Raw genomic sequence first — 26,074 nt, forward strand, 5'->3', positions numbered from 1 at the left:
TATCAAGGATGATGTTTAATAGGCTTAAATATTTTTTTATGTTTATTAAACACTTATCAAATGGAAGACACACTCGAATTTACCATTAAGAATGCTGATTTTATTATAAAGAAATTCGGTATCTCTACACAAAACAATAAGGTTTGTTTATATTGTGAAGTTTTTTATATTACCAATATAGCAGAGCAAATCTCTTTAGATTTATACATAGATAGCTTAAACATTTTTCAAGTAATTCTCACATTAGAAAAAATCTTCAAACAAGTTGAATTAATACTAGACACCACCTTTCCATTATACATTAAAGTGCCTAAAATGCTTTGCAGCTTCGAAAAACTTGTACAAATAATTAAAAGCTCTAGCGGTATTAATTTAGTGATCAATATAACTGCAAATTGTCTAGCTTTACTTACTGCTACTCAAAGAGGCCAATTACAAAAATTGGCTAATGAATATAATACAGAGCTTTGGTTAACTGGGTTTAATATATTGTCTCTTAAAAAAGACGAATTAGATTATTTTGATTGCTTGTTGATCAACGATATTGAGTTTTACCAAGGATTAGCCAATGTTGCTTATAGTTCTTGTATTTCGTCAATAATCCCATGTTTTTTTAAACAACTTATTATTTATGGTGATGGAAAAACTAATGAAAACAACTTATTGGCTGGTACAGATAATACTTATTTGGAGACCAATAATTTAAAGTAAATATGTACCTTTCATTATATTCTCTAATCATATAAAGAACTTAAAAAATATTTTTCTTCATCCGTTATCAAGTTTATTCCATTGGAATTTTTTATTTTTGATATTTTATTTTTTTGAACAACGAGTTCCATTAAAAATAAACATAAACTCTGATAACTTGGTTCTAATTTTGTAACATCATCAGCACATTCGTCTAATTTCAGCAAGTGAAGGTTTATTTTCAATAATTCATCATCATTCATATATTGGGTTAATAATTCAAATTCTTTGATGATTTTATCTTTAGTTACCCTATACATTTATAGTCTTCTTAGCTTGTGAGAAATAATACCCTTGCATCAGTACATTTGGAATTTTTGAAACTAACTCCACATGCTTATTTGACTCTATTCCTTCAACGATAACGTTATGGTGTTTTGCTAAATAACGTAATAAACTGTCAAGAAATAATAGGTCCTCAGGTAATAGAGACCAAAAAAGTTCTTTGGATACTTTAATAACACTAAAAGTGATTTTATTTGAGTTGACGATGTCGAAATTTGATTGACTAGTGCCAAAGTCATCTAGCCATAGATTAACATTTGGAAAATCATTTATTATTTCTAATACCCCCAATTCAAAATAATCAAATTTATTGACATCATTTTCTAATATTTCTAGGGCATATTTCTGATACTCAAAACTATTAAATAATGGGAAAAATTCGCTAAAATTTCGAATGACTTCTATAGGAGTATTAAGACTAATTCGGTATTTTCTATTTTTAGGCTCTTTTGCAATATTACTTAGAATTAGCCTAAATAATTTAACATGCTCGTATTCGGTTAAGCATTTAAAAAATATAGCGGGTGGTATGACGCTATTTATACGTGTTATAGTACAAAGCAGCTCAGCGTTTTCGCAATCATCAATAGTCGTCATGATCGCCTCTAACCTCGGGGCAATGTTAACTTCCCCCCATACATGTGTATTAATAGTAAACTCATCTAATATATGCATACTGGATCCCATTATAGATTGACTCACTATCTGCAGTAGTTAATACGTAACCATGGCCTCTAACATTTTCAATTCGTAGATTCGTATGCCTCAAGAGAGTTCTTATTTCAGATATAGCAACAGTTAAGTTATTTCTAACAACATTAGAATCTGGCCAGCCATATTGCTGTAAATAATGGAAACTCAATGTTTTTTCTTTTTGCCTTAATAATGCACACAACACTCTAAAAGATCTGCTGGAAAACTTTATATTTTGTTTCTCGATATTAATTGATTGATCAGTAGTAGAAATTGATACGTCATACTTCACGTTGCGAATGAAGCTTAAAGGACATTTACTACAATACATTTCACAAGGTTCTGATATGATGTTATTTGTTATATCCATGTTGTTTTTCTCCCTTTTTTACATCTATTACTGGATTAAATTAAAGTAGTTCATCCTTGAACTCAGAAGGTTAACTCTTTTATGATTTTGAGTATTAGCCGACTGTATTACTGCCCCCAGTAATAATGTATAATTTGTTCTACGATGAGCTAGCTACGTTTCAGAATTTGTGGAATAGTGATTCATTACCGTCACATATTTTGTCTTCAGAAAGTAACTTTCCAAATCGAGAATCAAAGTCGTTACATAGAACTCGTAAATATTCAATATGAATACACAGCGGAGAAAGATCATTACGTTCAATGAACAAAATTGATTCATCAATTAGCTCTTTGGCAAAATTAAGAAAAAATAAATTTTCTTCTTTGCTATTGTTGAAAGCTTGATTCATATGCACCCACCTATGTAATTAATGGGTTATTCTTACATAATAATTTTTAGTTTAAATTATTATAAATTTAATAATTATTTAAACTCGTTTGGGATGAATAGGGAGATTACTATTGGACTACATATTATTTCTTGCTGATTAATTGCAGCAATTAATCAGACACTCACGGTAAAAAGCTAAACATATGACACATATACTTCAACATTTATGGAGTCCTCAGCTATAAGAGATATTTTGACAATATATTCATGTATTAAAGAAAGATGTAGTCAATTTGATCCCAAAATAACAATTTTTTGGCAAGGTTATTCCTCCAAAATCATGGGTTAATAATTTACACCTGTTTTTAATGTCTTCAAGCAAAGAGTTTATTGCAATGGCTTAAATTATGTCGTCGCTTTAATTGCTGATGCTCGCAATAATCACTCAGCACATCTTCGTGACCGATAGCACCATGAAATTGTATTCTAAATTCGGTGGTGATGATTAACCACTAAAGCAACAAAAACCGAAAAAAACAAAAAACTGAGTAATTACTTCACTTTTTACTTTACACTTATAGAGTTGTTACTCTATAATGCTTTTGTTCTCTTTTAGTGAGCACCTGTTGTAATAATTTTATATTTTAGCTTCCCCAAAGCTATCCAGCCGATGAACTTGTTTTCATCGGTTTTTTTATGTCTAAAATTCAATAAAAAATAAAAAATCACCTGTCGAAATTATAATCGCGATCACTAAAAATTGTCTTTAATCGACTCAATTAAGCTTATTCATAAAAATTTTTTAACTTAATATCACTTTATCCGCAGATTAATTTTTTAACGATAACACATTGATTAACCGTTTTATTTCAAGAAACCCTACCCTATTAGTTATATTGAATCTACTTATCATACCAATCACTTTGGCGACTCTTTTTAATAATAAATTAAAAATAAGATACTTAATTTGTAACCTTTCGCAAAGTAGTGCGTAATTATAACTATGAAAGGAAATAAATTTAATAAAATACTCGAACAACATCAGCAACGAATCTATTCGTTAGCTTTGTATATTTTACGTGATAAACATGAAGCGGAAGATATTACACAAGATGTTTTTACGCGTTTATGGAATAACATCCAACAAGTAGATATTGAAAAAGTATCGGCTTGGCTATCTACGGTAACCCGTAATGCTTGTATTGATAAATTGCGTAAGCGTAAGGAATTCAGCCAAGTTGAAGAAGAGCATCAAGTGACACAAAAACATGAAGAACCGGCAGGGAATTTACAGCACCAACAATTAAGTCGTTGGTTAAGTGAGGCGATTGCTTGTTTAAAAGAACCCTATAGTTCGTTGATTATGTTATGTGATGTACAACAAAACAGCCAAAGTATTGCGGCGAAATCACTTAACTTAACCACCAGCCAAGTAAAAGTCTATTTACATCGTGCACGACGTGAATTGCGAAATAATTTAAAGGGGTATACCCATGAATAATAAAGAATCATGGCAGAAACCATTAGATGATTTTTTAGCGAACAATGACCTTTCAGCTGACACCCGCGTGCTAGCAAGAGTATTGTCCGAGAGCAGTGAATTAACTAATGAACAACTTAGTAACCAACAAATTGCTGAGTTGGAAACAGCGTTACATATTGAACAACATTTAAATGACATAGGTTTGCAGCCTTTATCAGCCGATTTGAAAAACAAGTTACAGGGCATTAGCAAAACTGAAAAAAGCAGTCATGTGATTTTTGGCTACTTTACGCCTAGCTGGAAAAAACTTAGTGCGCTAGCCGCAACCGTTACCGCTGTTGCTTTACTCAACACCAATATACTAAGTGATCCTATAAATAAACAGCCATCACTGGCAGAGATACAACATGCTGAGCAAGAGTTAGCAATCGCTTTGCAATATATATCATTCGCTAAAAAAATATCAACAGAGCAAATAAAGCAAACATTTGACGAAAATATACAACAACCATTGAACCAAGGTTTATTTAAACCACTTAATCATTTTAAGGAAACATCATGAAAAAATTATTATCAGCACTTATTTTATTTAGTTCATCATTATTAATGAGCAGTTCAGCTTTTGCCGACGACATTACAAAAGAGCGAGGTTATGTAGACTTTGCCAGTCTTAACTCAGTTTATGGTGAACCTAAAGTGATGGTTAATTTAAATAAAACCATGTTAGGTTTTATTAGCAAAATTAATCTGTCTGATCCAGAAGCATCAGAGTTAATCAGCAAATTAAAAGCTGTTCGTGTACAAATCTATAATATGAAAGGTAGCGATCAACCGGCAATAGATTTAATCGCAAAAGTCAGCAAAGATATTCAATCTAAAAACTGGTTACCTATTGTATCGGTCAATGAAGAAGATGAAAAGGTACGAGTATTCACCAAAATCACTGATGACCTTATGGATGGTTTAGTGGTTATGGTTATTAACAATAAAAGTGATAAGGACGGCCGAGAAGCGGTATTCATTAACATTGTTGGTGAAATAGACCCGGCACAAATTAATAAAGTAACCAAATCACTTAACATTGATATTGACTTAAAATAACGAGTAAACCATGAAACTATCTCACTATTTTTTAAAGAAAGTGACCTTGCTATTAGCAATTGCAGCAAGCTTTTTCTTAACCGGGTGCGGCATTACCGCTGGGGGACTTCACAGTCATGCTGGCTATGCCGATATTGAATCACCTTATTGGTGGCAAGCTGACAGCGAAATAAACTTGTCTTTAGGTCCATTAGCCATTGGCACAGCACGTTGGGTTATTGATGCCGATGAAGACCCTGAAATTGATGCTTTATTGGATGACGTAGATGGTGTTCGTATAAGTGTTTATAACGTTGAAAAAAACAGTGAGTTGTTTAAAGATAATTTCATTGAAACTCAAGCTAATTTACGTGCCGATGGTTGGCAACATGTAGTAAGAATGAATGATGATGAATCAACTGATTACTCACTGATGTTCATCAAGTCAAACGGTGAAGTAATTGATGGTTTAGTTGTACTGTCACTTTCAGATAATGAGGCGGTATTTGTCAATATTATTGGTAATATCCATCCTAACTCTTTTGAACCTATTATGGAGCAGGTTTATAAGAAAAATGATGTGGCAAAAAGATTTAAAGAAGTAGATGAAGAGGAATAACATATTAGCCGATTAAGTTATAAATGATAACTTAATCGGCTTACTTTTAAGTGCTAAGATAATTTATCGTGGCGAAGCAGCTTTGTATTTAGCGGCTTGTTTATTATCAGGTAAAGACGCTTTAATAAATTGACGAATATCATCATTCGCCGCTTTTAAATCTTCATAGCGAAGGTACATCATATGACCACTGCGGTAGCCTTTAAAAGACAAACGGTCTTGCATTTTACCACTTTGATCTAACTGCCACATAGTGTACTTAGCATCAAAATAGTTAGTCGCACCATCGTAGTAACCTGCTTGGAACATGACATTTAAATAAGGGTTTTGTGCCATCGCTAAACGTAAGTTTTTACCGGTATTATTGTTAGTGCGATCCCACGGATGTACATCACCGAACATATTATATTTAATGTCTGTTTTATAGTTTAACTCTTCGCGTAAATAGTAATTAATGGCGGGCGTGAAACTGTGCAACCATGACGTTAATTCAGCATTGTAGTCAGGACGTGAACCGGTTGTTTTCTCGTCAATACCTAAGTAACGTGAATCTAAACGACCAATTGTTTGCTCACGGTCACGTAATAGTTCTTTCCAAAAATAGGAAGCGCTAATATCTAAATTACTGCGTAATACTTCAGTGACCGAAAGTCCTGAATAATAAGAAACTTTTTCAGCTATCGCCTGTTTTTCTGCTGGGCTAATAAAGCCACCTTTAGCGAGTGCAGGTATGTATTGCTCAATAGTAAACTTTTCAACTTCAGGCAAAATATCCAATAAGTCTTTTTGCTGTAAATCGCTCTTTAGTGCTTGGTGATACCAGGCAGCAGCTGCAAAATAAGGTAGGCGATTTGCGGCCTTTACTGGTCCGTCACGCTTAATACCAATATCGGTTGGCGACACGAGAATCACACCATTTAAATACATCCACTGACGTGATTGTAGTTCTAAAGCTAAACCTGAAACACGGGTAGTACCATAACTTTCACCGATTAAATATTTTGGTGAACGCCAGCGCTCATTCCGGGTCACAAAAGTATTTACCCAATCTGCTAGATATTTGATGTCGGCATTGACACCAAAAAACATCGATTTTTGTTGTTCTTTCGAAGGCATCTTGCCCTCTTTGTCGGGTAGAACTCGTGAATAACCCGTATTAACTGGGTTAACAAAAACAATATCGGCAACATCTAAAATTGAATAGTCATTGGTCTTAACTCCGTAAGGCTGCAATGGATATCCTTCGTCATCAACATTTAAAACACGTGGGCCGGTGTAGGCAACATGCATCCAAACAGATGCTGAACCTGGGCCGCCGTTAAAAGAAATTAATAAAGGTCGTGCACTTTTATTCTTAACATCACTGCGTTGGTAATAAGTATAAAACAAACTGGCGGTTGGGTTACCCTCACTGTCCCATACGGGTTGAGTACCTGTAGTGGCAGTGTAGTCGAATTTTTTACCATTAACCTTAGTACTATGTTTTGTGGTTGAGCTTTCGTCGATAGGTAACTTGCGGCTATTGTCAGCAGTATTCTCAGCATTAGTAAACGGTGAGAATATCAGCAACAAGGCGAATACTTTGACTAAATGGTGTGCTTTCATTTTAACGTCCTGTGCATTGAATTTTTATTAATATCTCCATACTCTAAAACAGAAAAAACATTATCGCTGAAATAAAAGTTTAAATGACTATTTTCAGCGATAAACACCTGCTGTCACTAAATTTTGCCTAGGTATTTTGCGTTAAGTAAACCACGATCAGCTTTTGTCCTGTAATCGTCATCTCCCCTGCTTTAAGGGTATTCAATTTCAATAAATGCCCTGCCTTTATTATTTGGTGATTTTGGTATGACGTTAACTGGAATGCCCCCGACAAACTGTAAACAAAGCATAAGTCTGCAGCTTTAAGTTCAACTGTTTGTTGAGCTAGCAAGGTTTCCACAACGGCCGAGCACTTTTCTTTATCGGTAATAATATTAAAATCGGTAATTTCGCCTGCAGGTAAATGTCCAACGGTTCGACAACCCCCATCAAAATTGGCGACATCGAGGATATTATTCAACTGATCAGTTTTACGGTTATCGTGTTGTAAATTAATGCCCTTACCGGCAATGAGAATGAGATTACGCTGATAACCTGAAAAATCAGAAAAGACCCCATCTTCAACTACATTCGCCATACTCAAGCGCCAAATAAAGTCAGCTAAAGTACCGCCGTCATTAATCGCCAATTCAATAGTTTCACCTTGGCCATTTTTCCATGGGATAGTCTTAAAATGTTCAGGTGAAATAACTGTAAACATTAAGATTGCCCCAAATGTTTCGCATGGAAACATAAGTGACTTTCAATAAAACTGGCGATGAAAAAGTAACTGTGATCATATCCCTGATGTTGGTTAAGTATTAGTGGGTAGTTATTACTCAGCGCCGCTGAAATCAATGATTCTGGCTGAAGTTGCTCTTGCAAAAAGTCATCGGCTAAACCTTGATCAACCAATGCCGGTATATGCTGTGTACTTGCTTTCATCAACACGCTTGCATCATGTTGCTGCCATAAAGCTTTATCATCACCTAAATAAGCGCTAAACGCTTTTTGTCCCCAAGGGCTATTAATTGGATTAGCGATGGGGCTAAAGGCAGATACCGAACAATATTTATCAGGATTTTTTAGCGCTATCGTTAACGCGCCATGCCCACCCATTGAATGACCACTGATTGATTTTTTACTCGATACAGGAAAGTTTTCTGCAATTAACGCTGGCAATTCATTAACAATATAATCATACATTTTATAATGAATAGACCAAGGCTTCTCGGTGGCATTTATATAGAAACCCGCACCTAACCCTAGATCGTAAGACTGGTTTTCATCATCGGCAACACCGGCTCCACGCGGGCTGGTATCTGGACAAACAATGGCTATACCGAGTGCCGATGCCATGCGCTGTCCTCCTGATTTCTGTACAAAGTTTTCATCGGTACAGGTCAGTCCTGAAAGCCAATATAAAACCGGCACTGGTGAATGCTTGCTGGCACCCTCAGGTAAATAAATAGCGAAACGCATCGGACATTTTAGACTTTCAGCAAGATGTTGAAAATGCTCTTGAACGCCACCAAACATTTTATTACTGCTAATTTTTTCTAACATGATCTTCAACCTTTTAGGTACTTACGAATGGTTAAAATGAATAACACTACGAATACTCTTACCTTCGTGCATTAATTCAAAGGCCTCATTAATTTTTTCTAACGACATGGTATGGGTAATAAAGTCGTTTAAAGCAAATTCACCAGCAAGATAGCGTTCAACATACTCAGGTAACTCACTGCGACCTTTCACCCCACCAAAGGCAGTACCGCGCCATACTCGACCGGTAACCAGTTGAAATGGGCGGGTTGAAATCTCTTGCCCTGCGCCAGCAACACCAATAATAATAGACTCACCCCAGCCTTTATGACAACACTCTAAGGCCGAACGCATCACATTAACATTACCGATACATTCAAAAGAGTAGTCAACACCGCCATCGGTTAATTCAACAATAACGTCTTGAATAGGTTTATCGTAATCTTTTGGATTAATACAGTCTGTTGCACCCAGCTTTTTGGCTAACTCAAATTTACTTTCGTTGATATCAATCGCAATAATACGGCTTGCTTTCGCCATAGCAGCGCCAATAATAGCCGACAAACCAATACCACCTAAACCAAAAATAGCCACGGTATCGCCTACTTCAACTTTCGCCGTATTCATGACTGCGCCCATGCCGGTAGTTACCCCGCAACCCAATAAACACACTTCTTCAAGCGGTGCTTTAGGGTTAACTTTCGCTAAAGATATTTCAGGTAAAACAGTATATTCAGAGAAAGTAGAACAGCCCATATAATGAAATATAGCTTTGCCGTTTAATGAAAATCTCGAGGTGCCATCAGGCATTAAGCCTTTACCTTGGGTTTCACGAATTTTTTGGCACAGGTTGGTTTTACCCGATTTACAGAATTTACACTCACCACATTCAGGTGTGTATAAAGGAATTACATGATCGCCAACCGCAACACTGGTGACACCCTCACCTATTTGTTCAACAATTCCGCCACCTTCATGCCCTAAAATGACTGGAAATATTCCTTCAGGGTCTTCGCCTGAAAGCGTGAAAGCATCGGTATGACAAACGCCTGAAGCGATGATTTTAACGAGAACCTCGCCTTTTTTGGGAAGTTCTACATCAATTTCTTCAATTGTTAAGGGTTTATTTGGCCCCCAAGCAATTGCAGCTTTAGATTTGATGGTGTTTAGTTTTTGCGTAACTGCTGACATATGAATTGACCTGATTACATTCTTTAAAGACAATGATAGTGGATAAATATCAGGAATAACAGCCTATTGAAATGGATAAAATTATGTTAACCCGATTAATAAATTGGGCTTTACTATGATGGCGAGATATTCACCATAAGGATTTATCAAACCTTTTTGCAGTATGCTTTGTTATCGACTCCCTCTTAAAGGTTTTATAATTCACCCTTAAGGTCATTAAGCTTTAATAGCAGGTTTGGCGCTAAGAGTTCTTCGTTAATGGCCAGTAATAACTCCTCGGCTTGTTCTTTATCACCGCCCAGCAACTTTATTTCGGCTAAGTACAATTTTGCATGAGAGGCTTTCACAACATCTAAAGCAATGTCAGCATGCTTAATTGCGGCTAAATAACTTTTTTCAGCCAATGAGAATTGTTCAGCGTGTTGTTGTGCTTGCGCTAAATTAAAATGTACTGTCGCTATTTGTTGTTCATTACCATATTTATAACTCCAAGGAACGGTTGCATACCAGTGGGCAAGCGCTTCATCATACAATTCAAGTTGCCTAGCGACATGCCCTAAATGACCAAAAAGATCCATCATAAACTGCGGATTATGACTGTTTTTATATTTTTCTTTTAAAGCATTAAGTGACTCATAGGCTTCAGGTAACTCACCAATAAACATTTGTAAGTTAGCAATTTCAATAAGTTTAATTGGAGATGGATAAACTTCATTCATTATTGCTAATTGTGCTTTTGCTTTATAAATATAACGCTTCCCTTCTACTAAGTCGCCATGACTAAGTAAACACTTAGCATAATACATGTAAAGAGTGACTTGAAAAGGGATCGGTAGGTCTTCATCGTTTATCCAACGCTTTGTTTCTTGGTAAAGCTCATCACTGTGTTGCAAAATAAATAGCGAGGATAATTTGAATTGCATTAAGCTAAACCAGATGCGGCTTTTCGGCTGTACTTGGGTTAATTCAATATTAACTTTTTCTAGGCATGATGATGGCGAGCGCTGACATAGCTTTGCTGTGCTCTCACTTTTCATTGCATAACTTTTTGCAACCGGTAAGCAAAAAACCCACAATAATAGTGCTATAAGTCCAAGTAAATAAAGTTTTGAAGAGATAAAAAAATGTTTATTCATCGTTAAATATTGCCACTGATGTTATTAATTGCCAAGTGCCGGACTATAATTTATTAAAGATTATTGAACAAAAAATATCTTGGTGTTAAGCTCTGCGCGAAATCTTCACCTTAATTTAACCTAAAGTTAACCCAAATAAAATAAAGGATTTATTATGTTTAAGAAAACCGCTATTGCACTCACTTTTTTCAGTCTTTCCCTAACAGCCGTAGCTGCTGATTGGCAAGTGGGCGGTGGATTCGGTCAGTTATCTGATAGCTCTGATGGCGACGATATTTCTTTGAACTTTATCTATGGCTCAGTGGCATATAAAATTGAAAATTCAGCGAAAAATTTTTACTTGATGCCTGAACTTCGTCTCGGTTCTGGTGTTGGTGACGACTCACTTTACGGTGCTAAAATTGAAGTAGAAAGCTTACTCGCTTTGTCTTTGCGTGGTCAATATGACTTCAACAATCGCGCATATGTTTATGTAATGCCGTCTTATGCAAACTTAGACCTCAAAGCAAGCTACCGTGGCGAATCAGCGTCTGATGATTCATGGGAATTTGGCATCGGCGCTGGTGTTGGTTATAGCCTCAATAAAAAAGTGAGCGTTGAAGCCTCTTATGAAACGTATGACGGTACTAAATTACTTTCTGTTGGTTTTAAATACGCTTTTTAAGCGCAATATTTAACTGAACGTTGACGTGTAAGGAGAGCAATAAGCTCTCCTTTTTAATTTTATATCGTTAATTTTTAAAACTTTAATTTTTAAAACTAATGACCTAAAACACTGAGCGTCGAAATATAAAAGTTAGCATCAACGGCTATATTTGGGTTTTCCTGCTCAAGTTCAACAGTAGTCCAAGTTGCTGTTGGTGCTAGCCACTGTGTTTTACCGGCAATAGTGACGCGTAACGGCATATCAAACCCCTTAACCACGTTACCCCAACGAATTTTCATCACTTTATCTTTGATAAAATATTCGAAAGTGGGAATACGTATATCACGTAAATATTGATCAAAGACCTTACTTAAGTCGATACCTGATTGTGTGCTAATGTAGTTTTCAATATCTTGGGTAGTCACTGTTTGATGATAAAAAACCTTACCTAATCCACGGAGTATTTCTCGCCATTTTTCATCATTATTAATCACTTGGCGAATGGTATGCAGCATATTGCCACCTTTATCGTACATATCACCAGAACCACCGCGATTAGCATTATATTCGCCAATAATAGGGGATTGATTACCAATATTCATCCGTTGACCACGAACGTATTCAAAGGCTTGCTCTTTAGTGAAATGATACTCTAAAAATAGACTTTCTGAGTAGTTAGTAAAGCTCTCATGGATCCACATATCAGCAACATCTTTATTGGTGATGTTATTGGCAAACCACTCGTGACCTGATTCATGAACAATAATAAAATCAAATAATAATCCTGGGCCAGTACTACTTCTATCACGCCCTAAATAACCATTTTGATAACCATTACCATAAGTCACCGAACTTTGATGCTCCATCCCTAAATATGGTGCTTCCACCAGTTTATAACTGTCTTCATAAAACGGATAAGGACCAAACCAATGCTCGAACGCTTCAATGGTTCGTTTCGCTTCTTTAAACTGTTTTCTTGCTTTCGCTAAGTTTTCCCGTAAAACATAGTAGTCCATATCAAGCTGACCTTTTTCACCTTGATACTTTTCACCAAAATGAACATAGTCACCAATGTTAATATTGACCCCATAATTATTAATAGGATTCACAACTTGCCAATGATAAATTTTTGTTTTATCAATTTTATTGTGTTCAACTTTAATTAATCGACCATTAGACACATCCATTAAATGTTCTGGCACTTCAACGCTGATTAACACGCCATTGTTGGGTTCGTCGGCAGGATGATCTTTATTTGGCCACCAAATACTAGAGCCAATGCCTTGATTTGAAGTGGCAATAAAGTCGAGGCCATTACTGTCTTTCTTCCAAGTAATACCGCCATCCCATGGGGCGTTTTTTGCGGTAACGGGCTGTCCAGAGAAGTACATAGTTATCTTCTGCTCCGAGCCTATTTCTTGCTTACTGGCTGGGGTAATAAAATAAGAATAGCCATCTTGCTCTACTTCAAGCGCTTTACCATTTTGGTGTACTTTCTCAAGCTTCATTGGCGCCTGTAGTTCTATTTGTAAACGTTCACCTTTAGCTAACACCTTATAAGTCATGGTGTTTTTACCTGAAAAAAGCTTAGTTTCAGGGTCAACTTTTACATTAAGATGATAATGAATTAAATCCCACCACTTTCTTTCTGGTGTAATAGTACCCCGTAATTTTTCTTGGTGCGTTACTTTGCCACTTTCTTGTTGCCAATTACTCGCGCTAACATGCCCAGCAAAAACCATAGCGCAAACTAAGCCAGCAAGTGAAGTCGTTATCCGTTTTTTTATCATTGTTATTGTCCTAACACTCTCTCGTATACAATATACTAGCATTGTGTAATATAAATTGTGAACCCTAAAAAGGGTAAGATCTGTCAACGACTCACATCGTTATCTAAAAATTAATTATAACCAAATACAACATTATGATTGCGTATTTTGAAACTAATACGATAGAATCACCACAATTACTTGTCGGAGTGCTGAGATTATTTCTAAAGAAATATTCAAAGCTGAGATCGCGAAAGCGGGATCCGTAGAACCTGATCAGATTAATATCTGCGTAAGGGAACAAGGTAAAATAAAAGAGTTAAAGGATTAATTCGTCACTTTTTTATTTTTTCCTCACTCTACACTTCGTCTTTTTTATTCGTGCATTTATAACGAAATGCATATTATTAAAAGGCAAAAAAATGACCAAACCAGCTAACAAACTCACTCGCAGAGAACGTCGCGAACAAGCTGAAACATTCTTAAAAAACGTTTCTGATCAATCATTCCCAAATTCTAAAAAAGTTTATGTGCAAGGTAAAATTCACGATATCAAGGTAGGTATGCGCGAAATCACCTTGTCTGATACTTTATTAGCGGGTAATAAAGATAAGCCAACCTACGAAAAAAATGAACCTCTTTGCGTCTACGATACCTCAGGTTTTTATACCGATGAAAGTGTCGAGATAGACGTACACAAAGGTATTCCTCGCCTGCGTGAAAGTTGGATTGATAGTCGTGGTGATGTTGAGCTCTTAACATCAAATAGCTCTACTTATGCTCAACAACGTTTAGCTGACGATGGTGTTGACGCGATACGCTTTGAACACTTACCTAAAATGCGTGTCGCTAAAAAAGGTCAAAACGTTACCCAAATGCACTATGCTCGCCAAGGGATCATTACCCCTGAAATGGAATATATTGCCATTCGTGAAAATTTAAAACGTGAAGAGGTCAAAGATAAAACCTTACTACTACAACATAAAGGTCAGTCATTTGGCGCCAGTATTCCAGCGCAAATTACCGCAGAGTTTGTCCGTGATGAAGTCGCGCGTGGCCGAGCAATTATTCCGGTAAACATTAACCACCCAGAATGTGAGCCGATGATTATTGGTCGTAACTTTTTAATTAAAGTAAATGCCAATATTGGTAATTCGGCGGTGACCTCTTCCATTGAAGAAGAAGTAGAAAAACTGGTTTGGTCGACCAAGTGGGGCGCAGACACGGTAATGGATTTATCAACGGGTCGTAATATTCATGAAACCCGCGAATGGATCATGCGCAACTCGCCAGTGCCCATTGGTACGGTGCCTATCTATCAAGCGCTAGAAAAAGTAAATGGCGTGGCAGAAGACTTAACCTGGGAAATTTTCCGCGATACCCTTATCGAACAAGCCGAGCAAGGTGTTGATTATTTTACCATTCATGCCGGTGTATTATTACGCTATGTTCCAATGACCGCTAAGCGTGTCACCGGTATTGTCTCACGTGGTGGTTCAATTATGGCGAAGTGGTGCTTAGCGCATCATAAAGAAAATTTTTTATACACCCACTTTGAAGATATTTGTGAAATATTAAAGCAATACGATGTCTCGTTTTCACTCGGCGACGGTTTACGCCCGGGCTCGGTTGCTGATGCCAACGATGAAGCACAATTTGCCGAATTACATACCTTAGGCGAATTAACTAAAATTGCTTGGCAGCATGATGTACAAACGATTATTGAAGGCCCCGGGCATGTGCCACTGCATATGATCAAAGCAAATATGGACGAGCAACTTAAACATTGTGGTGAAGCACCTTTTTATACGTTAGGTCCGTTAACGACTGATATTGCACCGGGTTATGACCATATTACTTCGGGTATTGGCGCCGCTAATATTGGTTGGTACGGTTGTGCCATGCTTTGTTATGTCACTCCTAAAGAACATTTAGGCTTACCCAATAAAGAAGATGTTAAAGAAGGTTTAATGACTTATAAAATTGCAGCCCATGCCGGCGATTTAGCAAAAGGTCATCCGGGGGCGCAAATTCGCGATAATGCCATGAGCAAAGCGCGCTTTGAATTTCGTTGGTACGATCAATTTAATATCGGTTTAGACCCTGAAAGAGCCAAGACTTATCACGATGAAACCTTGCCACAAGAATCAGGTAAAGTTGCCCACTTCTGCTCTATGTGTGGGCCAAAATTCTGTTCGATGAAAATATCTCAGGAAGTACGTGATTATGCCGCGGGTCTTGAAGCCAGCAATAAAATAGAAATACAGTTACTTGACGAAGTCATTGTTTTAGATGCAACGCCAACCGATATTGCACAAGGCATGGCTGAAAAGTCGGCGGAATTTAAAGCGACCGGTAGTGAAATTTACCATCAGGTGAAATAGTCAGCCGATGACTATTTCTCAACAGTTCCCTAAACCTACTCAAATCTGTGCCAATATCGTTGTTATTGGCGCAGGGTTAGTGGGTCGTTTAATGGCATTGTCTTTGGTTAATCAAGGTCATCAAGTGACCTTGATTGATAAAGATAATAAACAGGGCCACCAAAGTGCCGCTTATGCTGCTGCCGGTTTATTAACGCCGCTAGGTGAAGCTATGCATAGCGATCGTAATATTGTTGAAATGGGCTTTGAGTCATTAGCGCTTTGGCCTGAGATTCTTGCTAAATTAGACAGTTACACTTATTTTCAACAAGCAGGCACCTTAATGGTTAGCCATGAACAAGACCAAGGCGATTATCAGCGTTTCATGGCTTATATCAAAAATCATTATCCGCAACATCAGCTACAGCAACTGAATCGCCAACAAATACTTGCCCTTGAGCCCGAATTAGCTCATCGCTTTAATCATGGGTTGTTTTTACCTGAAGAAGGGCAAATAGGTAATCGTAAATTACTAAAAGCCCTGCAAAAGCAGCTAGAAAAAAGTAGCGTTACTTGGTTAGAAAGTTCACCTGTCGTTAACATTGAACAGCAAAAATCGAGCTGTTTAGTCACTTACCATGGGGATAGCCCACTAGGCAACAAAGGCAATAAGCAAACTAACACGTCAAAGCATATTATTGCTGCTGATTTAGCAATTGACTGTCGCGGTGCAGGCGCACGCAACAGTGCAGGCGAAAACACCGCAGCCCCCTTAAAAGATTTACGAGGAGTACGAGGTGAGATATTTCAGTTATTTGCCCCTGAAGTCAATATTACCCGGCCTATTCGTTTAATGCACCCTCGCTATCAATTATATATAGCCCCTAAAACTAACGGCTTTTATGTCGTGGGAGCAACTGAAATCGAAAGTGAAGACTGCGCGCCAATGACGGTACGTTCTTCAATGGAATTACTCAGCGCGGCTTATAGTGTCCATGCTGGATTTGCTGAAGCCAATATTCATCAACATATTAGCCAGTTAAGACCTGCTTTTAGTGATAACCAAGCTAAAATATCACTGCAAAATCGGCTTATCCAGGTCAATGGACTGTTTCGCCACGGCTACCTTATTGCGCCGGTTGTGTTAAAGCAGTTAGAGTTTACCGTTGCGCATTTTTTCGAGTGTCGCTCATTAACAGAATCTCCTTATCATAAGTGGTTAGCCATCAATGAATACTAAAGCAGCTATAACAACCTATTTTATCAATGGACAAGTAATCACCATTGCCAGTATAACCCCCAATATATCAATGGCATTACTGCATTATTTAACGCCAGAGCAGCAAAAACAAAGTTTTGCCGTAGCCCTTAATGGTGACTTTATTGGTAAAGCTGACTATCAAAAAACCACAATTAATCAAGAGGATAGTATAGATGTACTGTTTCCTATTCAGGGAGGTTAATGATGACATTTTCAACCGAACTAATGATATACGGACAAGCGGTTAATAGTCGTTTATTAATTGGTAGCGCACTTTATCCTTCGCCACAGATCATGAAAAAAGCGATATTAGCCAGTGGCTCAAAAATTGTCACCTTGTCGTTAAAACGCCAAAACCCTGCGCAACAGTCAGGCGCAAAAATTTGGCAGTATATTCAAGAGGTTGTTAAAGAGACTCAGGGATTTTTATTACCCAATACGGCGGGCTGTAAAACAGCTAAAGAAGCGGTAACCCTAGCAAAAATGAGCCGCGAAATTTTTAAAACGGATTGGATAAAATTGGAAGTTATCGGTGATGACTATAATTTACAACCAGACCCTATCGAGCTATTAAAGGCCTGTGAACAGTTGTTAAATGAGGGTTTTAAAGTGCTACCTTATTGCACCGACGATCTCGTGGTGTGTCAGCGTTTATATGACTTAGGTTGTCAGGTGATCATGCCTTGGGCATCGCCAATAGGCACAGGTAAGGGTCTAATGAACCCTTATAATTTAGCAACAATTCGTTCGCGGCTTCCAGATGCAACTCTCATTTTAGATGCGGGTATTGGCAAACCCTCAGATGCTTGTCTAGCTATGGAAATGGGTTACGACGCCGTATTATTAAATTCAGCAATTGCCTTGGCAGATAGTCCGGTGCTGATGGCAAAAGCCTTCGCACAAGCCATTGTCGCTGGCGAGCAAGGATACATGGCGGGTGTAATGCAGCAACGACAAACCGCTCACCCGTCAACGCCAACCCTAGATACACCCTTTTGGCATCAATAAGGTAATCAGGCAATCAGGCAATAAGGCAATAAGGCAATAAGGGTAAAACTATGACAGAAAGTGTTAAAGAGAAACCGACTATCTGGACGATCAACGCCAACCCTAGATACACCTTTTTGGCATCAATAAGGCAACAAGGATAAAGCTATGACAGAAAGTGTTAAAGAAAAACCGATTGTATGGACGATTTCTGGCAGCGATTGCTCTGGTGGTGCGGGCATTGCCGCCGATATAAAAACAGGTCATGCCTTGGGTGTTGAAGTTTGTCATTTGATAACCGCGAATACCGTACAAAACGCTAACCGCCTTGTCTCGATAAATCCGGTCGCTAGCGAGACATTACAACAACAAGCCAAGGTATTAATTGATGATAAACCACCCAGCGTCATTAAGATTGGCTTAATAGCCAATCTTGAACAAGTCACATGGTTAACCGAATTATTAGCGGGCTTTAAAGCTAACTACCCAAAAATAAATGTCGTTTTTGACCCCGTTGGCCAAGCGAGCGTCGGTGGTAGTTTTTCGACACTACAGCGAGAAGATTTAACCCTATTGTTCAGCTATATTGATGTTATTACCCCCAACCTGATGGAAGCGCAACAATTATCAAAATTATTGATACTTAACCCCGTTGAGCTGGCAATAAAAATTGCCGAATTAGGCGTCGCCAGCGTCATCGTAAAAGGTGGGCACAGTGCCGTGTTAGACAATGACGGTTTACAAGTCAGTGATGACTATTGTTTACATCACGTTGAGCAATCATCGATAAGTTATCAACTCTCTTCACCACGAATAAATACCTCTTACAGTCATGGTGGTGGATGCTCCTTTGCTAGCGCATTAGCGGCTTTTTTAGCACACGGCTATTTATTACGTGATGCCTTTACCTTAACCAAAGCATTTATTAATCAGGGTTTAGCTAAATCGGTAACTGCTAGCATGAAAAAAACCGATTATTATGGTGCATTTGAACAAACCCATTGGCCTAATAGTGCTGACTTTTTCCCCAGAATATCATCCAACCTAGTCAAGAAATATCAGCAGTTACCGCCTTTTCCATCGTTGGCACTATCAGATAATAAGCTTGGGCTTTACCCTGTGGTTGACTCACTTTATTGGTTAAAACGTTTGTTGCCATTAGGCTTAAACATTATTCAACTGCGGTTGAAAAATAAGACGGACATCGAGCTTGAAAAACTAATCATTGCAGCCATAGCCATTAGTCAGCCGTATAAAACGCGCTTGTTTATTAATGATTATTGGCAATTAGCAATAAAGCATCGCGCTTACGGTGTGCATATCGGCCAAGAAGATTTACAAAACGCTAATTTAACTAAGATTCATCAGTCAGGTTTACACTTAGGTATTAGTACTCATGGTTGTTATGAATTTTTATTAGCACAACAATTACAACCCTCTTATTTAGCGATTGGCGCTATATTTCCCACTAAAACTAAAAATATGAGCGGACAAATTCAAGGGGTAGATAACTTACAACAGCTATTGAAATTAGCCAGCAATATTCCGGTTGTAGCCATTGGCGGTATTAATCATCAACGAGCAGAACGTGTTTGGCAGACGGGTGTTGACAGTATAGCGGTTGTTACCGCGATCACTGAAAGTGAAAATGCTGAAATCGCAGTTAAACAATTCCAGCATATTATGCAGTAATTTTTCCCAGTAAAACCTAAGAAGCTATACTTGTATCAAGTTTTTTTTCTAAGCGTAGTGGTTGCCATTTCAGGTACGTAATTGAGCGCCATAACCATTCTAACGGGCCAAATCTAAAGAATTTCAACCATAGTGTACAAAAAACAACTTGGGCAAAAATCACCGCGACGACAATAAGCATTTGTTGTCCGCGGGCTATTTGGCCAAACATACCACCAGCATAGCCATAAAATATTGTCGTTAAGATTATAGAATGACCGATGTAATTAGTAAGCGCCATTTTTCCTAACGGTGCCAACCATGAAAAACCTTTGATAAACCAAGCTTTGCTGGCTAATTTTACAAACAAGCCAATATAACCGGCACAGAGAACAAACTGCCCATAATAAAAAATAGTTTGTCCGCCCGCTCTCACTTCGATAGCACTTTTTGTCACTGGGTGTAGGCTAATAAAAGTTCCAGCAATACTTAACAGTAGGCCAATGCTCAATCCGCCCCAGCACATAACACTGAAGAAACTTTGGTGTTGTTGTGGGTTTTTCATTCTGCCACTAGCGACTAACCAATAGCCCACCATAAAAAGAGGTAAACAAACAAAGAAGGCAAAGGTTGGCGTGTTACCTAAAGCTTCAACGGCGCTTTTAGCTCGGTACTTAGTCGCTTCAATATAGCTAGTTTGCGTAAAAGCTGCTGTTTCTTTTGCTTCATCTTGCGCACGGCTTTGTTTTCGTTCAAAACGTTGTTGAGCTTTATAAATAATAAGCTCTTCGTCGGTCATGCTATCTTCATCGACTTCTACAGCTTCTTCTTTTTCTTCTAATGCTTCAACATCACTATCGATGACTGCCGCACTCGCTGCTATTAAGGTACTTTCGTCTTCAATCTCGGTATCTTTACTAGCCCATATTTCTTTTGGATTATCTTTTTCTTGTTGCAGTAAAACATCAAGCTGCTGATTAATGCTGACTTCCTGTTGCCAATCGTTGGTTATTACGGTGTTGTCACGGGTAACACCAAAATAAAGAGCGGCAAACATTGAAACAAATAACGGCATCAATAATAGTGAGAAACCCACTTTTGCAAACGTAGCGGGGGTATTAAATCGCGCTAATTTTTTAATGCGTAAAAGTAAAACAAACCCCAGTAAAAGCAAACCTCCTACCGCATAGTCGTGAATAATATCTCCACCCCAAAGAAAAATTAAATGTGCCATACCAAAAACAAATAATGCCAACATGCGTCGGGTAAACCATGCGCCAAATTTACGATCTGCCTCTTGCGCCCTAACGAGCATGATGGCAAAGCCCATACCAAAAAGTATTGAAAACAACTTATAAAATTTGCCTTCTACAAACACTTTAACTAACCAACTTGATGCCCAATCGAAGCCAGTAAGACTATAATCAAAGCTCAGTAATGCGCTAACAGGGCGATTAAACCATTCGATATTCATCATAATAATGCCAATTAAGGCAAAGCCACGAAGTAAGTCCATCACTTGAATACGATTAGAGTTTGTGAGCGGTGTTAGCTCTTTATTAGTGCCGGGGAATTCATTTTCCATAGGTTTTTCCACTGTATTATTATAATGAGTTAATATTGTTTGCATGCTTAATAGCATGAGTCATGCCAATTCGTTACCTATTGGTTTTTAACGAATTGTATGAACTTTATTATTATAGTTATTAATAAATAAACAACAAATTGTAACTTTAGACCAAATTTACGGCTTTTCCTTAACGCTATCGCCAACAGTGTATTGAACAAAGTTAAGGGGGGTATCTCTTGTTCTTATTGCGACAATTCAATTTTAGGTTGCCACTTATGCCAATCGTCATCAACATCTCGTGCTAACTTAAATAGTTGTCCTTGCTCTGCTGGCTGAAAAGTCTCCTTAACGTCAACCTCAGGTGTAGCAAAAGCTATACCACCGGCAAGCAGTGTTTCTATAGATTCTGAGTCTATATTGATCCCTGAAAAAAGCCCCGCATCAATACGAATACCACTGGTATTCCAAAACTGACTGCTTTGGCTTACTAAAGGCGCATAACGCGGATAAATATTAATATAGATATTAACGGTGTCGGCAGTAGGTGATAAGTCGACACCAATTACCCGACCAACTTTAACTTGTCGATAGAGCACAGGATTGCCAGTTCTTACTGAACCTAAGTTTTTTGCACTTAATGAAAGATTTAACCCTGAAGGAAGCGTCGTTGTTACCGGCATAATGGCTTTGGCCTCAAAGCGATGACTTATTTCTCCCTTACCTGGCATTAATCCAATAAAGCCCCCCTCTAGAATAGCGCCAACATTTACTGAGCCCACAAGAGCAAGCTCTGGTTTAGCAAACCAAAATTTTGAGTCTGCAACCGCGAACTTTCGGCCACTGTCATTTAGAAAAGCATAAACAGTTGCGCCAAATCCTTGCTGATCAAATTTGATCCGAGAAACTAAGCCAACTTGTTGATCTTGATATTTTATTTTTAAATTATTTTTCAAGCCCTCTACATCACTAAAATGAATTTCTATGGCAACGCCCGCTAATTTTGCATACTCAACATTATCAAATAAGGTAAATTTCTCTCCCTCTTCAACGGTGTCTTGCTCAGGCTTTATTTCTGGGTTTATAAAACTGATCCCCCCCTTTAATATCGCATCAGCAGATTCTGTTTTAACAATAAAATTCCCTAGACCACCGCTTATAGTTACACCACTGGCGTTGTAGAAACGGGTAAAATTAGAAATTAAATGTCGGTATTCTTCATCAACGGTAATATTTATTTCAACGTTATTACCTGTAGTATCGAGAGAAACATTATCCACTTGTCCTACAGCTATGCCTCTAAAGCTAATCGGACTGCCTGGATTAACGACATTCCCTTGCTCTGATTTTAGCGAAAGTTGTAGTCCTTGTGATGATAAGTGTTTTGCCGGTGGTAAGTCAGTGACAATAAAATCATGGGCTTTTTCACCTTCTCCAACGTTAACGCTGATATACGCCCCGCCAAATAAAGCATCGGTATTTGTCATTCCTGACAAGGATAAGTCGGCATTAACGAGCCAAAACTGACTGTTTTCTCGGAGAATATATTCGTAATCAGTTAAGACCCCAACCTGAAGGGTAACTTGGTCTTGCTGGCGAATGACTTTATGAACAGAACCAATTTCTTCACCTCTTAGCATGATACGGGTTTTGTTACTTAAACCATGGGCACTATTCGTATAAAGGTTAAATGTTGAACGTTGTTTAGCCACGTTTTTATCAATAAACAGCTGAAAGCTATCACCATTCTTAGGTGCTGATTTTTCATTATTATCACCTAAGTCAAAAGCAATACCGCCCGCTAACATCGACTGAATAGATTGTGCTTGTATATCAAAATTTTGTAAGCCACCTGAAATATGCAAACCACTGGCGTTCCAAAAGTGACTATCACTAGAAACAAAGCTTTTGTATTTAGGTTCAATGAAAATGTGTACTAAAAATTCATTAGGGCCAATATTTTCAATTGCCTGAATAGTACCTACTTTCTGCTGTTTATAATAAATATTAGAGCTTGTGGTTAAAGAGCCAACATCTTGTGCTTTTAACACTAAATGTAACCCAGGCTCACTATATTGGTAGGCAGGCTCTTGATTATATACGTTAAATTTATTTAACGGTTTACCATCAACTGATGGACGAATACCAATGTGAGCGCCTAGCATTAATGTATGTAAATTTGTAACGCCGCCTAAGTCCAGATTTGGCGCTATAACAAAAAACTGCGAACCACTGGTTAAATAGGGAATGATACGAGGATTGATAATAGCACTGGCTTCGATGATCCTTTCTTCGGGATCAATACGAGTAAAGTCGGTAATTTTTCCTAATGTTAACCCTTGATACATAATCGCTGCATCGCGATCTATACCTGAATTCCAGTTTAACATTAACTGAATTTCATGGCCCATATTGGCGGTTTCATAATCAGAATATAAGGTGAAATTTTGGCCGTTGATCGCTGGTCCCATAACAGCTTCATAATCAGAGTTTCCAAAAGCCACACCTCCAGCAACAACAGATGCCAGTGAATCGGTATGAACAGTAACACCACTAGTTAATGAGCCTGATACTGTTACGCCACTGGTATTCCAAAAACGCGAGTTTTCTTTTACTAAGTTAGCGTACTCAGGTTCAATAAAAAGGTTAATATTGATCAGATCAGAAGTTGCCTCATAGTTAAATCCAGCGACATAACCGACGGTAATTTGTTTAAATAAAACCGGCGATTTCTTGCCTAATGAACCCAAAGTTTTTGTAGTTAATGATACATGTAAACCTGGCGTTGCTTGATCTAATACCGGTTCTTCACTTAAGGCAATAAAGTGACTCCTTGCTTTACCTTCTTCTTCTATATCAGGCATCACATTTATGTAACTCCCTGATAACAAAGTGTCTAATCCGGTAATACCTTGAAATGAAACGTCGGCAGTCACGTACCAAAAACGTGTTTTATCGGTCAACATTTTTTTTGAGCTTGAAATCATTTCAATTTCGACAATAACACTCTGTAAGTCTTCAGATACTTCAACGTCACGAACAATACCTGTGGTAAGTCCTTTATAGCGAACTTGAGTTTTACCAACCACAATACCACTTGCACTTTCAAACTGAACGGTGATAAACGTGCCTCGGTCAGAAACAGCTTTTATAATTAGCCAAGCACCAAATAACAACGCAATAATAGGCACTAACCAGACAGCAGAAATACCTTCTCGACTTTTAATAATAGCTTTTGATTCGGCAAGAATAGTTTTATTTGTCATGATGAGGGACATCCGTTTTGTTATATGTTTTTTCAGAAAGTGACTGATGATTATGCTTCTGATAGTTATCCCATAATAGTCGCGGATCAAAGCTTTCCGCGGCAAAAATGGTAAAAATTACCATTAAAGTAAAGTAGGTAATACCAACTGCTGGTTCAATACTAGATAAAAAGCCTAAATTAACGACCGCAGCCATGACCGTCACCACGAATACATCGAGCATTGACCATGGTCCTAAAAATTCGACAATATGATATAACTTTCCTTGTTGTTTTAACGACAATTGTGTTTTTCTTTTGGTGTTGTACATCAAGGTAAATAGCCCAATAATTTTCCCTAAGGGTATAACAAAGCTAGCAATAAAAATGATGATCGCTACCGGCAACATCCCCATTTGAATAAAAATGGCGATCCCCTCCAAAATGGTTGATGCTTCGGGGTTGCCGAAAGTGTAAAACACCATCATAGGATAAATATTAGCCGGAATAAACATCACTAACGCGGCAATGGTCCAAGCTAACGTGTATTCAATACTTTTAGGTTTTCGAGCAGAAAATAGCGTTAAACAGCGTGAACAGACTTGTCGCTCGCTATGCATAACATTGAGCTTATGACACTTTGGGCAACTGCCTAAACCTGCGGCAAGGGCTTTATTGCTCAAGAGATTTCTCCAGCTCATGCCATATATTGTGCTGATCTATTGTGACCGACACCAATGTTGAACATAACAACAGGAATATTAGGCTAATTAACCCACCATCAATCGTCATATCAGCCAGTGAAGAAAGTTTATACATAGAAACAACAACACCAAGTAAAAAAACGTGGAGCATCGTCCAAGTATCTAAAACATGATAAGAGCGAAAAAACACTAACAACGAAGGTTTAATTTTTTGAAACTTTATGCACCATGAAATATATAAGGCCGTGATCAGCCTCACTACAGGGATAGCAATGGTAAACATAAAAACAGCAAAGGCGAGTACGTAATTGCGACTATCAATTAAAAGCGTAATACAGTCAACCAGAGAGGCATCGTTGTAAAGACCTGCGGCGCCGATGCCAATAATAGGTAATAATGCCGCGGGTAAAAAAAACAATAACCCTGCAATGGCGACAGCAAGGGTTCGATTAATCGCATCCCTCTTCTTTGAAAACAACATCGCGCCACAACAACCACATAAAGCATTTTGTCCTTCTAATAAATACGGCATAGGTAATAACGAATCGCATTGATGACAAGCAATCATATTATTAACAACTGAATGATTTTTCACTAAAGACCCAGTTCCATCAAGATAATTACCCTTACCTTTAAAATCAACAAATTACCAACTAATAATATCTATTTTAGTGTACGACATTAACCTATCTTAGCCAATAAAAAAGCAGCTTATTAAGCTGCTTTATGTTCAGGATGAACGGTATGTCTTGGT

Annotated in this window: 25 protein-coding genes and 1 riboswitch; of the genes, 11 read left to right on the top strand and 14 right to left on the bottom strand. The window is 37.8% G+C overall.

Features of this window, described 5'->3' with window-relative positions; translation table 11 throughout:
* Positions 1-60 precede the first annotated feature (60 nt).
* Positions 61-711: a hypothetical protein gene (locus H4J56_RS00735; protein WP_182214489.1), complete on the top strand. Its 651-nt coding sequence runs from the start codon at positions 61-63 to the stop codon at positions 709-711.
* Positions 712-734: 23 nt separating this feature from the next.
* Here the strand turns inward: H4J56_RS00735 and H4J56_RS00740 are convergent, their stop codons facing one another.
* From H4J56_RS00740 to H4J56_RS00755, 4 genes are all read right to left on the bottom strand, one after another.
* Positions 735-1,010 (bottom strand): hypothetical protein, encoded by a 276-nt coding sequence (locus tag H4J56_RS00740; protein ID WP_182214491.1) that lies wholly within the window; start codon positions 1,008-1,010, stop codon positions 735-737.
* Positions 1,003-1,710, bottom strand: a complete 708-nt coding sequence (locus H4J56_RS00745; protein ID WP_182214493.1) for an EAL domain-containing protein — start codon at positions 1,708-1,710, stop codon at positions 1,003-1,005. The genes H4J56_RS00740 and H4J56_RS00745 overlap by 8 nt, the downstream gene beginning before the upstream one ends.
* On the bottom strand, positions 1,694-2,098 hold the full coding sequence (locus H4J56_RS00750) for a helix-turn-helix domain-containing protein (protein ID WP_310733507.1): 405 nt from the start codon (positions 2,096-2,098) through the stop codon (positions 1,694-1,696). The genes H4J56_RS00745 and H4J56_RS00750 overlap by 17 nt, the downstream gene beginning before the upstream one ends.
* A 160-nt stretch (positions 2,099-2,258) precedes the next feature.
* Positions 2,259-2,489: a hypothetical protein gene (locus H4J56_RS00755; protein WP_182214494.1), complete on the bottom strand. Its 231-nt coding sequence runs from the start codon at positions 2,487-2,489 to the stop codon at positions 2,259-2,261.
* A gap of 984 nt (positions 2,490-3,473) precedes the next feature.
* On the opposite strand from H4J56_RS00755, the gene H4J56_RS00760 reads away from it, so the two are divergent.
* Genes H4J56_RS00760 through H4J56_RS00775 form a run of 4 tightly spaced genes read left to right on the top strand, consistent with a single transcriptional unit; the run spans position 3,474 to position 5,652 of the window.
* On the top strand, positions 3,474-3,971 hold the full coding sequence (locus tag H4J56_RS00760) for an RNA polymerase sigma factor (protein ID WP_182230351.1): 498 nt from the start codon (positions 3,474-3,476) through the stop codon (positions 3,969-3,971).
* A complete protein-coding gene (locus H4J56_RS00765; protein ID WP_182258717.1) occupies positions 3,964-4,515 on the top strand; it encodes a hypothetical protein in 552 nt (183 codons plus the stop codon). Before H4J56_RS00760 ends, H4J56_RS00765 begins: the two co-directional genes overlap by 8 nt.
* A complete protein-coding gene (locus H4J56_RS00770; protein ID WP_182175201.1) occupies positions 4,512-5,054 on the top strand; it encodes a DUF4252 domain-containing protein in 543 nt (180 codons plus the stop codon). The genes H4J56_RS00765 and H4J56_RS00770 overlap by 4 nt, the downstream gene beginning before the upstream one ends.
* 10 nt (positions 5,055-5,064) lie before the next feature.
* Positions 5,065-5,652 carry a DUF4252 domain-containing protein gene (locus H4J56_RS00775; protein ID WP_182214501.1) on the top strand — a complete coding sequence of 196 codons (588 nt, stop codon included), beginning with the start codon at positions 5,065-5,067 and terminating at the stop codon, positions 5,650-5,652.
* Positions 5,653-5,715: 63 nt separating this feature from the next.
* Here H4J56_RS00775 and H4J56_RS00780 read toward each other — a convergent pair whose 3' ends face one another.
* The 5 genes from H4J56_RS00780 to H4J56_RS00800 form a co-directional block, all read right to left on the bottom strand.
* Positions 5,716-7,257, bottom strand: coding sequence for a S10 family peptidase (locus H4J56_RS00780; RefSeq protein ID WP_182258718.1), 1,542 nt, complete (start codon positions 7,255-7,257; stop codon positions 5,716-5,718).
* 127 nt (positions 7,258-7,384) lie between these two features.
* Entirely contained in the window at positions 7,385-7,957 is a 573-nt protein-coding gene (locus H4J56_RS00785) for a HutD family protein (RefSeq protein WP_182214504.1), read from the bottom strand.
* Positions 7,957-8,802, bottom strand: coding sequence for an S-formylglutathione hydrolase (gene fghA / locus H4J56_RS00790; RefSeq protein WP_182258719.1), 846 nt, complete (start codon positions 8,800-8,802; stop codon positions 7,957-7,959). Before fghA ends, H4J56_RS00785 begins: the two co-directional genes overlap by 1 nt.
* 21 nt (positions 8,803-8,823) lie before the next feature.
* Positions 8,824-9,972: an S-(hydroxymethyl)glutathione dehydrogenase/class III alcohol dehydrogenase gene (locus tag H4J56_RS00795; protein WP_220465219.1), complete on the bottom strand. Its 1,149-nt coding sequence runs from the start codon at positions 9,970-9,972 to the stop codon at positions 8,824-8,826.
* Positions 9,973-10,166: 194 nt separating this feature from the next.
* Positions 10,167-11,108 (bottom strand): tetratricopeptide repeat protein, encoded by a 942-nt coding sequence (locus H4J56_RS00800; RefSeq protein ID WP_182214507.1) that lies wholly within the window; start codon positions 11,106-11,108, stop codon positions 10,167-10,169.
* A gap of 154 nt (positions 11,109-11,262) precedes the next feature.
* Between H4J56_RS00800 and H4J56_RS00805 the strand changes: the two genes are divergently transcribed.
* Positions 11,263-11,772 carry an outer membrane beta-barrel protein gene (locus H4J56_RS00805; RefSeq protein ID WP_182258720.1) on the top strand — a complete coding sequence of 170 codons (510 nt, stop codon included), beginning with the start codon at positions 11,263-11,265 and terminating at the stop codon, positions 11,770-11,772.
* Positions 11,773-11,867: 95 nt separating this feature from the next.
* Here the strand turns inward: H4J56_RS00805 and H4J56_RS00810 are convergent, their stop codons facing one another.
* A complete protein-coding gene (locus H4J56_RS00810) occupies positions 11,868-13,544 on the bottom strand; it encodes a M1 family metallopeptidase (protein WP_220465888.1) in 1,677 nt (558 codons plus the stop codon).
* A gap of 174 nt (positions 13,545-13,718) precedes the next feature.
* Positions 13,719-13,840: riboswitch (TPP riboswitch) on the top strand.
* 105 nt (positions 13,841-13,945) lie between these two features.
* Here H4J56_RS00810 and thiC point away from each other — a divergent pair.
* From thiC to thiE, 5 genes are all read left to right on the top strand, one after another.
* Positions 13,946-15,907, top strand: a complete 1,962-nt coding sequence (gene thiC, locus H4J56_RS00815) for a phosphomethylpyrimidine synthase ThiC (RefSeq protein ID WP_182258721.1) — start codon at positions 13,946-13,948, stop codon at positions 15,905-15,907.
* Positions 15,908-15,914: 7 nt separating this feature from the next.
* A complete protein-coding gene (locus tag H4J56_RS00820; RefSeq protein WP_220465889.1) occupies positions 15,915-17,126 on the top strand; it encodes an FAD-dependent oxidoreductase in 1,212 nt (403 codons plus the stop codon).
* Entirely contained in the window at positions 17,116-17,349 is a 234-nt protein-coding gene (thiS, locus tag H4J56_RS00825) for a sulfur carrier protein ThiS (protein ID WP_182214512.1), read from the top strand. The genes H4J56_RS00820 and thiS overlap by 11 nt, the downstream gene beginning before the upstream one ends.
* Positions 17,350-17,351: 2 nt before the next feature.
* Positions 17,352-18,155 carry a thiazole synthase gene (locus H4J56_RS00830; RefSeq protein ID WP_182258770.1) on the top strand — a complete coding sequence of 268 codons (804 nt, stop codon included), beginning with the start codon at positions 17,352-17,354 and terminating at the stop codon, positions 18,153-18,155.
* Positions 18,156-18,302: 147 nt separating this feature from the next.
* On the top strand, positions 18,303-19,826 hold the full coding sequence (thiE, locus tag H4J56_RS00835; protein WP_182258722.1) for a thiamine phosphate synthase: 1,524 nt from the start codon (positions 18,303-18,305) through the stop codon (positions 19,824-19,826).
* A 16-nt stretch (positions 19,827-19,842) separates the two neighbouring features.
* On the opposite strand, the gene H4J56_RS00840 is transcribed toward thiE, so the two are convergent.
* From H4J56_RS00840 to H4J56_RS00855, 4 genes are all read right to left on the bottom strand, one after another.
* Positions 19,843-21,390 carry a DUF418 domain-containing protein gene (locus tag H4J56_RS00840; RefSeq protein WP_182258723.1) on the bottom strand — a complete coding sequence of 516 codons (1,548 nt, stop codon included), beginning with the start codon at positions 21,388-21,390 and terminating at the stop codon, positions 19,843-19,845.
* Positions 21,391-21,617: 227 nt separating this feature from the next.
* Positions 21,618-24,638 carry a PqiB family protein gene (locus H4J56_RS00845; RefSeq protein ID WP_182258724.1) on the bottom strand — a complete coding sequence of 1,007 codons (3,021 nt, stop codon included), beginning with the start codon at positions 24,636-24,638 and terminating at the stop codon, positions 21,618-21,620.
* Positions 24,628-25,299 (bottom strand): paraquat-inducible protein A, encoded by a 672-nt coding sequence (locus H4J56_RS00850; protein ID WP_182214519.1) that lies wholly within the window; start codon positions 25,297-25,299, stop codon positions 24,628-24,630. Before H4J56_RS00850 ends, H4J56_RS00845 begins: the two co-directional genes overlap by 11 nt.
* Positions 25,289-25,915, bottom strand: a complete 627-nt coding sequence (locus H4J56_RS00855) for a paraquat-inducible protein A (protein WP_182214521.1) — start codon at positions 25,913-25,915, stop codon at positions 25,289-25,291. The genes H4J56_RS00850 and H4J56_RS00855 overlap by 11 nt, the downstream gene beginning before the upstream one ends.
* Between the last annotated feature and the right edge of the window lie 159 nt (positions 25,916-26,074).

The organism is Colwellia sp. BRX8-4 (assembly GCF_014077345.1).
Lineage (GTDB): Bacteria > Pseudomonadota > Gammaproteobacteria > Enterobacterales > Alteromonadaceae > Colwellia_A.

What these genes read in the sequence shown, in the direction of transcription:
- H4J56_RS00755 (WP_182214494.1), bottom strand. Translation starts at nt 2,489, where the DNA reads ATGAATCAAGCTTTCAACAATAGCAAAGAAGAAAATTTATTTTTTCTT.
- H4J56_RS00845 (WP_182258724.1), bottom strand. Translation starts at nt 24,638, where the DNA reads ATGACAAATAAAACTATTCTTGCCGAATCAAAAGCTATTATTAAAAGT.
- H4J56_RS00740 (WP_182214491.1), bottom strand. Translation starts at nt 1,010, where the DNA reads ATGTATAGGGTAACTAAAGATAAAATCATCAAAGAATTTGAATTATTA.
- fghA (WP_182258719.1), bottom strand. Translation starts at nt 8,802, where the DNA reads ATGTTAGAAAAAATTAGCAGTAATAAAATGTTTGGTGGCGTTCAAGAG.
- H4J56_RS00840 (WP_182258723.1), bottom strand. Translation starts at nt 21,390, where the DNA reads ATGGAAAATGAATTCCCCGGCACTAATAAAGAGCTAACACCGCTCACA.
- H4J56_RS00805 (WP_182258720.1), top strand. Translation starts at nt 11,263, where the DNA reads ATGTTTAAGAAAACCGCTATTGCACTCACTTTTTTCAGTCTTTCCCTA.
- H4J56_RS00795 (WP_220465219.1), bottom strand. Translation starts at nt 9,972, where the DNA reads ATGTCAGCAGTTACGCAAAAACTAAACACCATCAAATCTAAAGCTGCA.
- H4J56_RS00780 (WP_182258718.1), bottom strand. Translation starts at nt 7,257, where the DNA reads ATGAAAGCACACCATTTAGTCAAAGTATTCGCCTTGTTGCTGATATTC.
- H4J56_RS00830 (WP_182258770.1), top strand. Translation starts at nt 17,352, where the DNA reads ATGACATTTTCAACCGAACTAATGATATACGGACAAGCGGTTAATAGT.
- H4J56_RS00785 (WP_182214504.1), bottom strand. Translation starts at nt 7,957, where the DNA reads ATGTTTACAGTTATTTCACCTGAACATTTTAAGACTATCCCATGGAAA.
- H4J56_RS00800 (WP_182214507.1), bottom strand. Translation starts at nt 11,108, where the DNA reads ATGAATAAACATTTTTTTATCTCTTCAAAACTTTATTTACTTGGACTT.
- thiS (WP_182214512.1), top strand. Translation starts at nt 17,116, where the DNA reads ATGAATACTAAAGCAGCTATAACAACCTATTTTATCAATGGACAAGTA.
- thiC (WP_182258721.1), top strand. Translation starts at nt 13,946, where the DNA reads ATGACCAAACCAGCTAACAAACTCACTCGCAGAGAACGTCGCGAACAA.
- H4J56_RS00820 (WP_220465889.1), top strand. Translation starts at nt 15,915, where the DNA reads ATGACTATTTCTCAACAGTTCCCTAAACCTACTCAAATCTGTGCCAAT.
- H4J56_RS00760 (WP_182230351.1), top strand. Translation starts at nt 3,474, where the DNA reads ATGAAAGGAAATAAATTTAATAAAATACTCGAACAACATCAGCAACGA.
- H4J56_RS00775 (WP_182214501.1), top strand. Translation starts at nt 5,065, where the DNA reads ATGAAACTATCTCACTATTTTTTAAAGAAAGTGACCTTGCTATTAGCA.
- H4J56_RS00765 (WP_182258717.1), top strand. Translation starts at nt 3,964, where the DNA reads ATGAATAATAAAGAATCATGGCAGAAACCATTAGATGATTTTTTAGCG.
- thiE (WP_182258722.1), top strand. Translation starts at nt 18,303, where the DNA reads ATGACAGAAAGTGTTAAAGAAAAACCGATTGTATGGACGATTTCTGGC.
- H4J56_RS00810 (WP_220465888.1), bottom strand. Translation starts at nt 13,544, where the DNA reads ATGATAAAAAAACGGATAACGACTTCACTTGCTGGCTTAGTTTGCGCT.
- H4J56_RS00770 (WP_182175201.1), top strand. Translation starts at nt 4,512, where the DNA reads ATGAAAAAATTATTATCAGCACTTATTTTATTTAGTTCATCATTATTA.
- H4J56_RS00735 (WP_182214489.1), top strand. Translation starts at nt 61, where the DNA reads ATGGAAGACACACTCGAATTTACCATTAAGAATGCTGATTTTATTATA.
- H4J56_RS00745 (WP_182214493.1), bottom strand. Translation starts at nt 1,710, where the DNA reads ATGCATATATTAGATGAGTTTACTATTAATACACATGTATGGGGGGAA.
- H4J56_RS00750 (WP_310733507.1), bottom strand. Translation starts at nt 2,098, where the DNA reads ATGGATATAACAAATAACATCATATCAGAACCTTGTGAAATGTATTGT.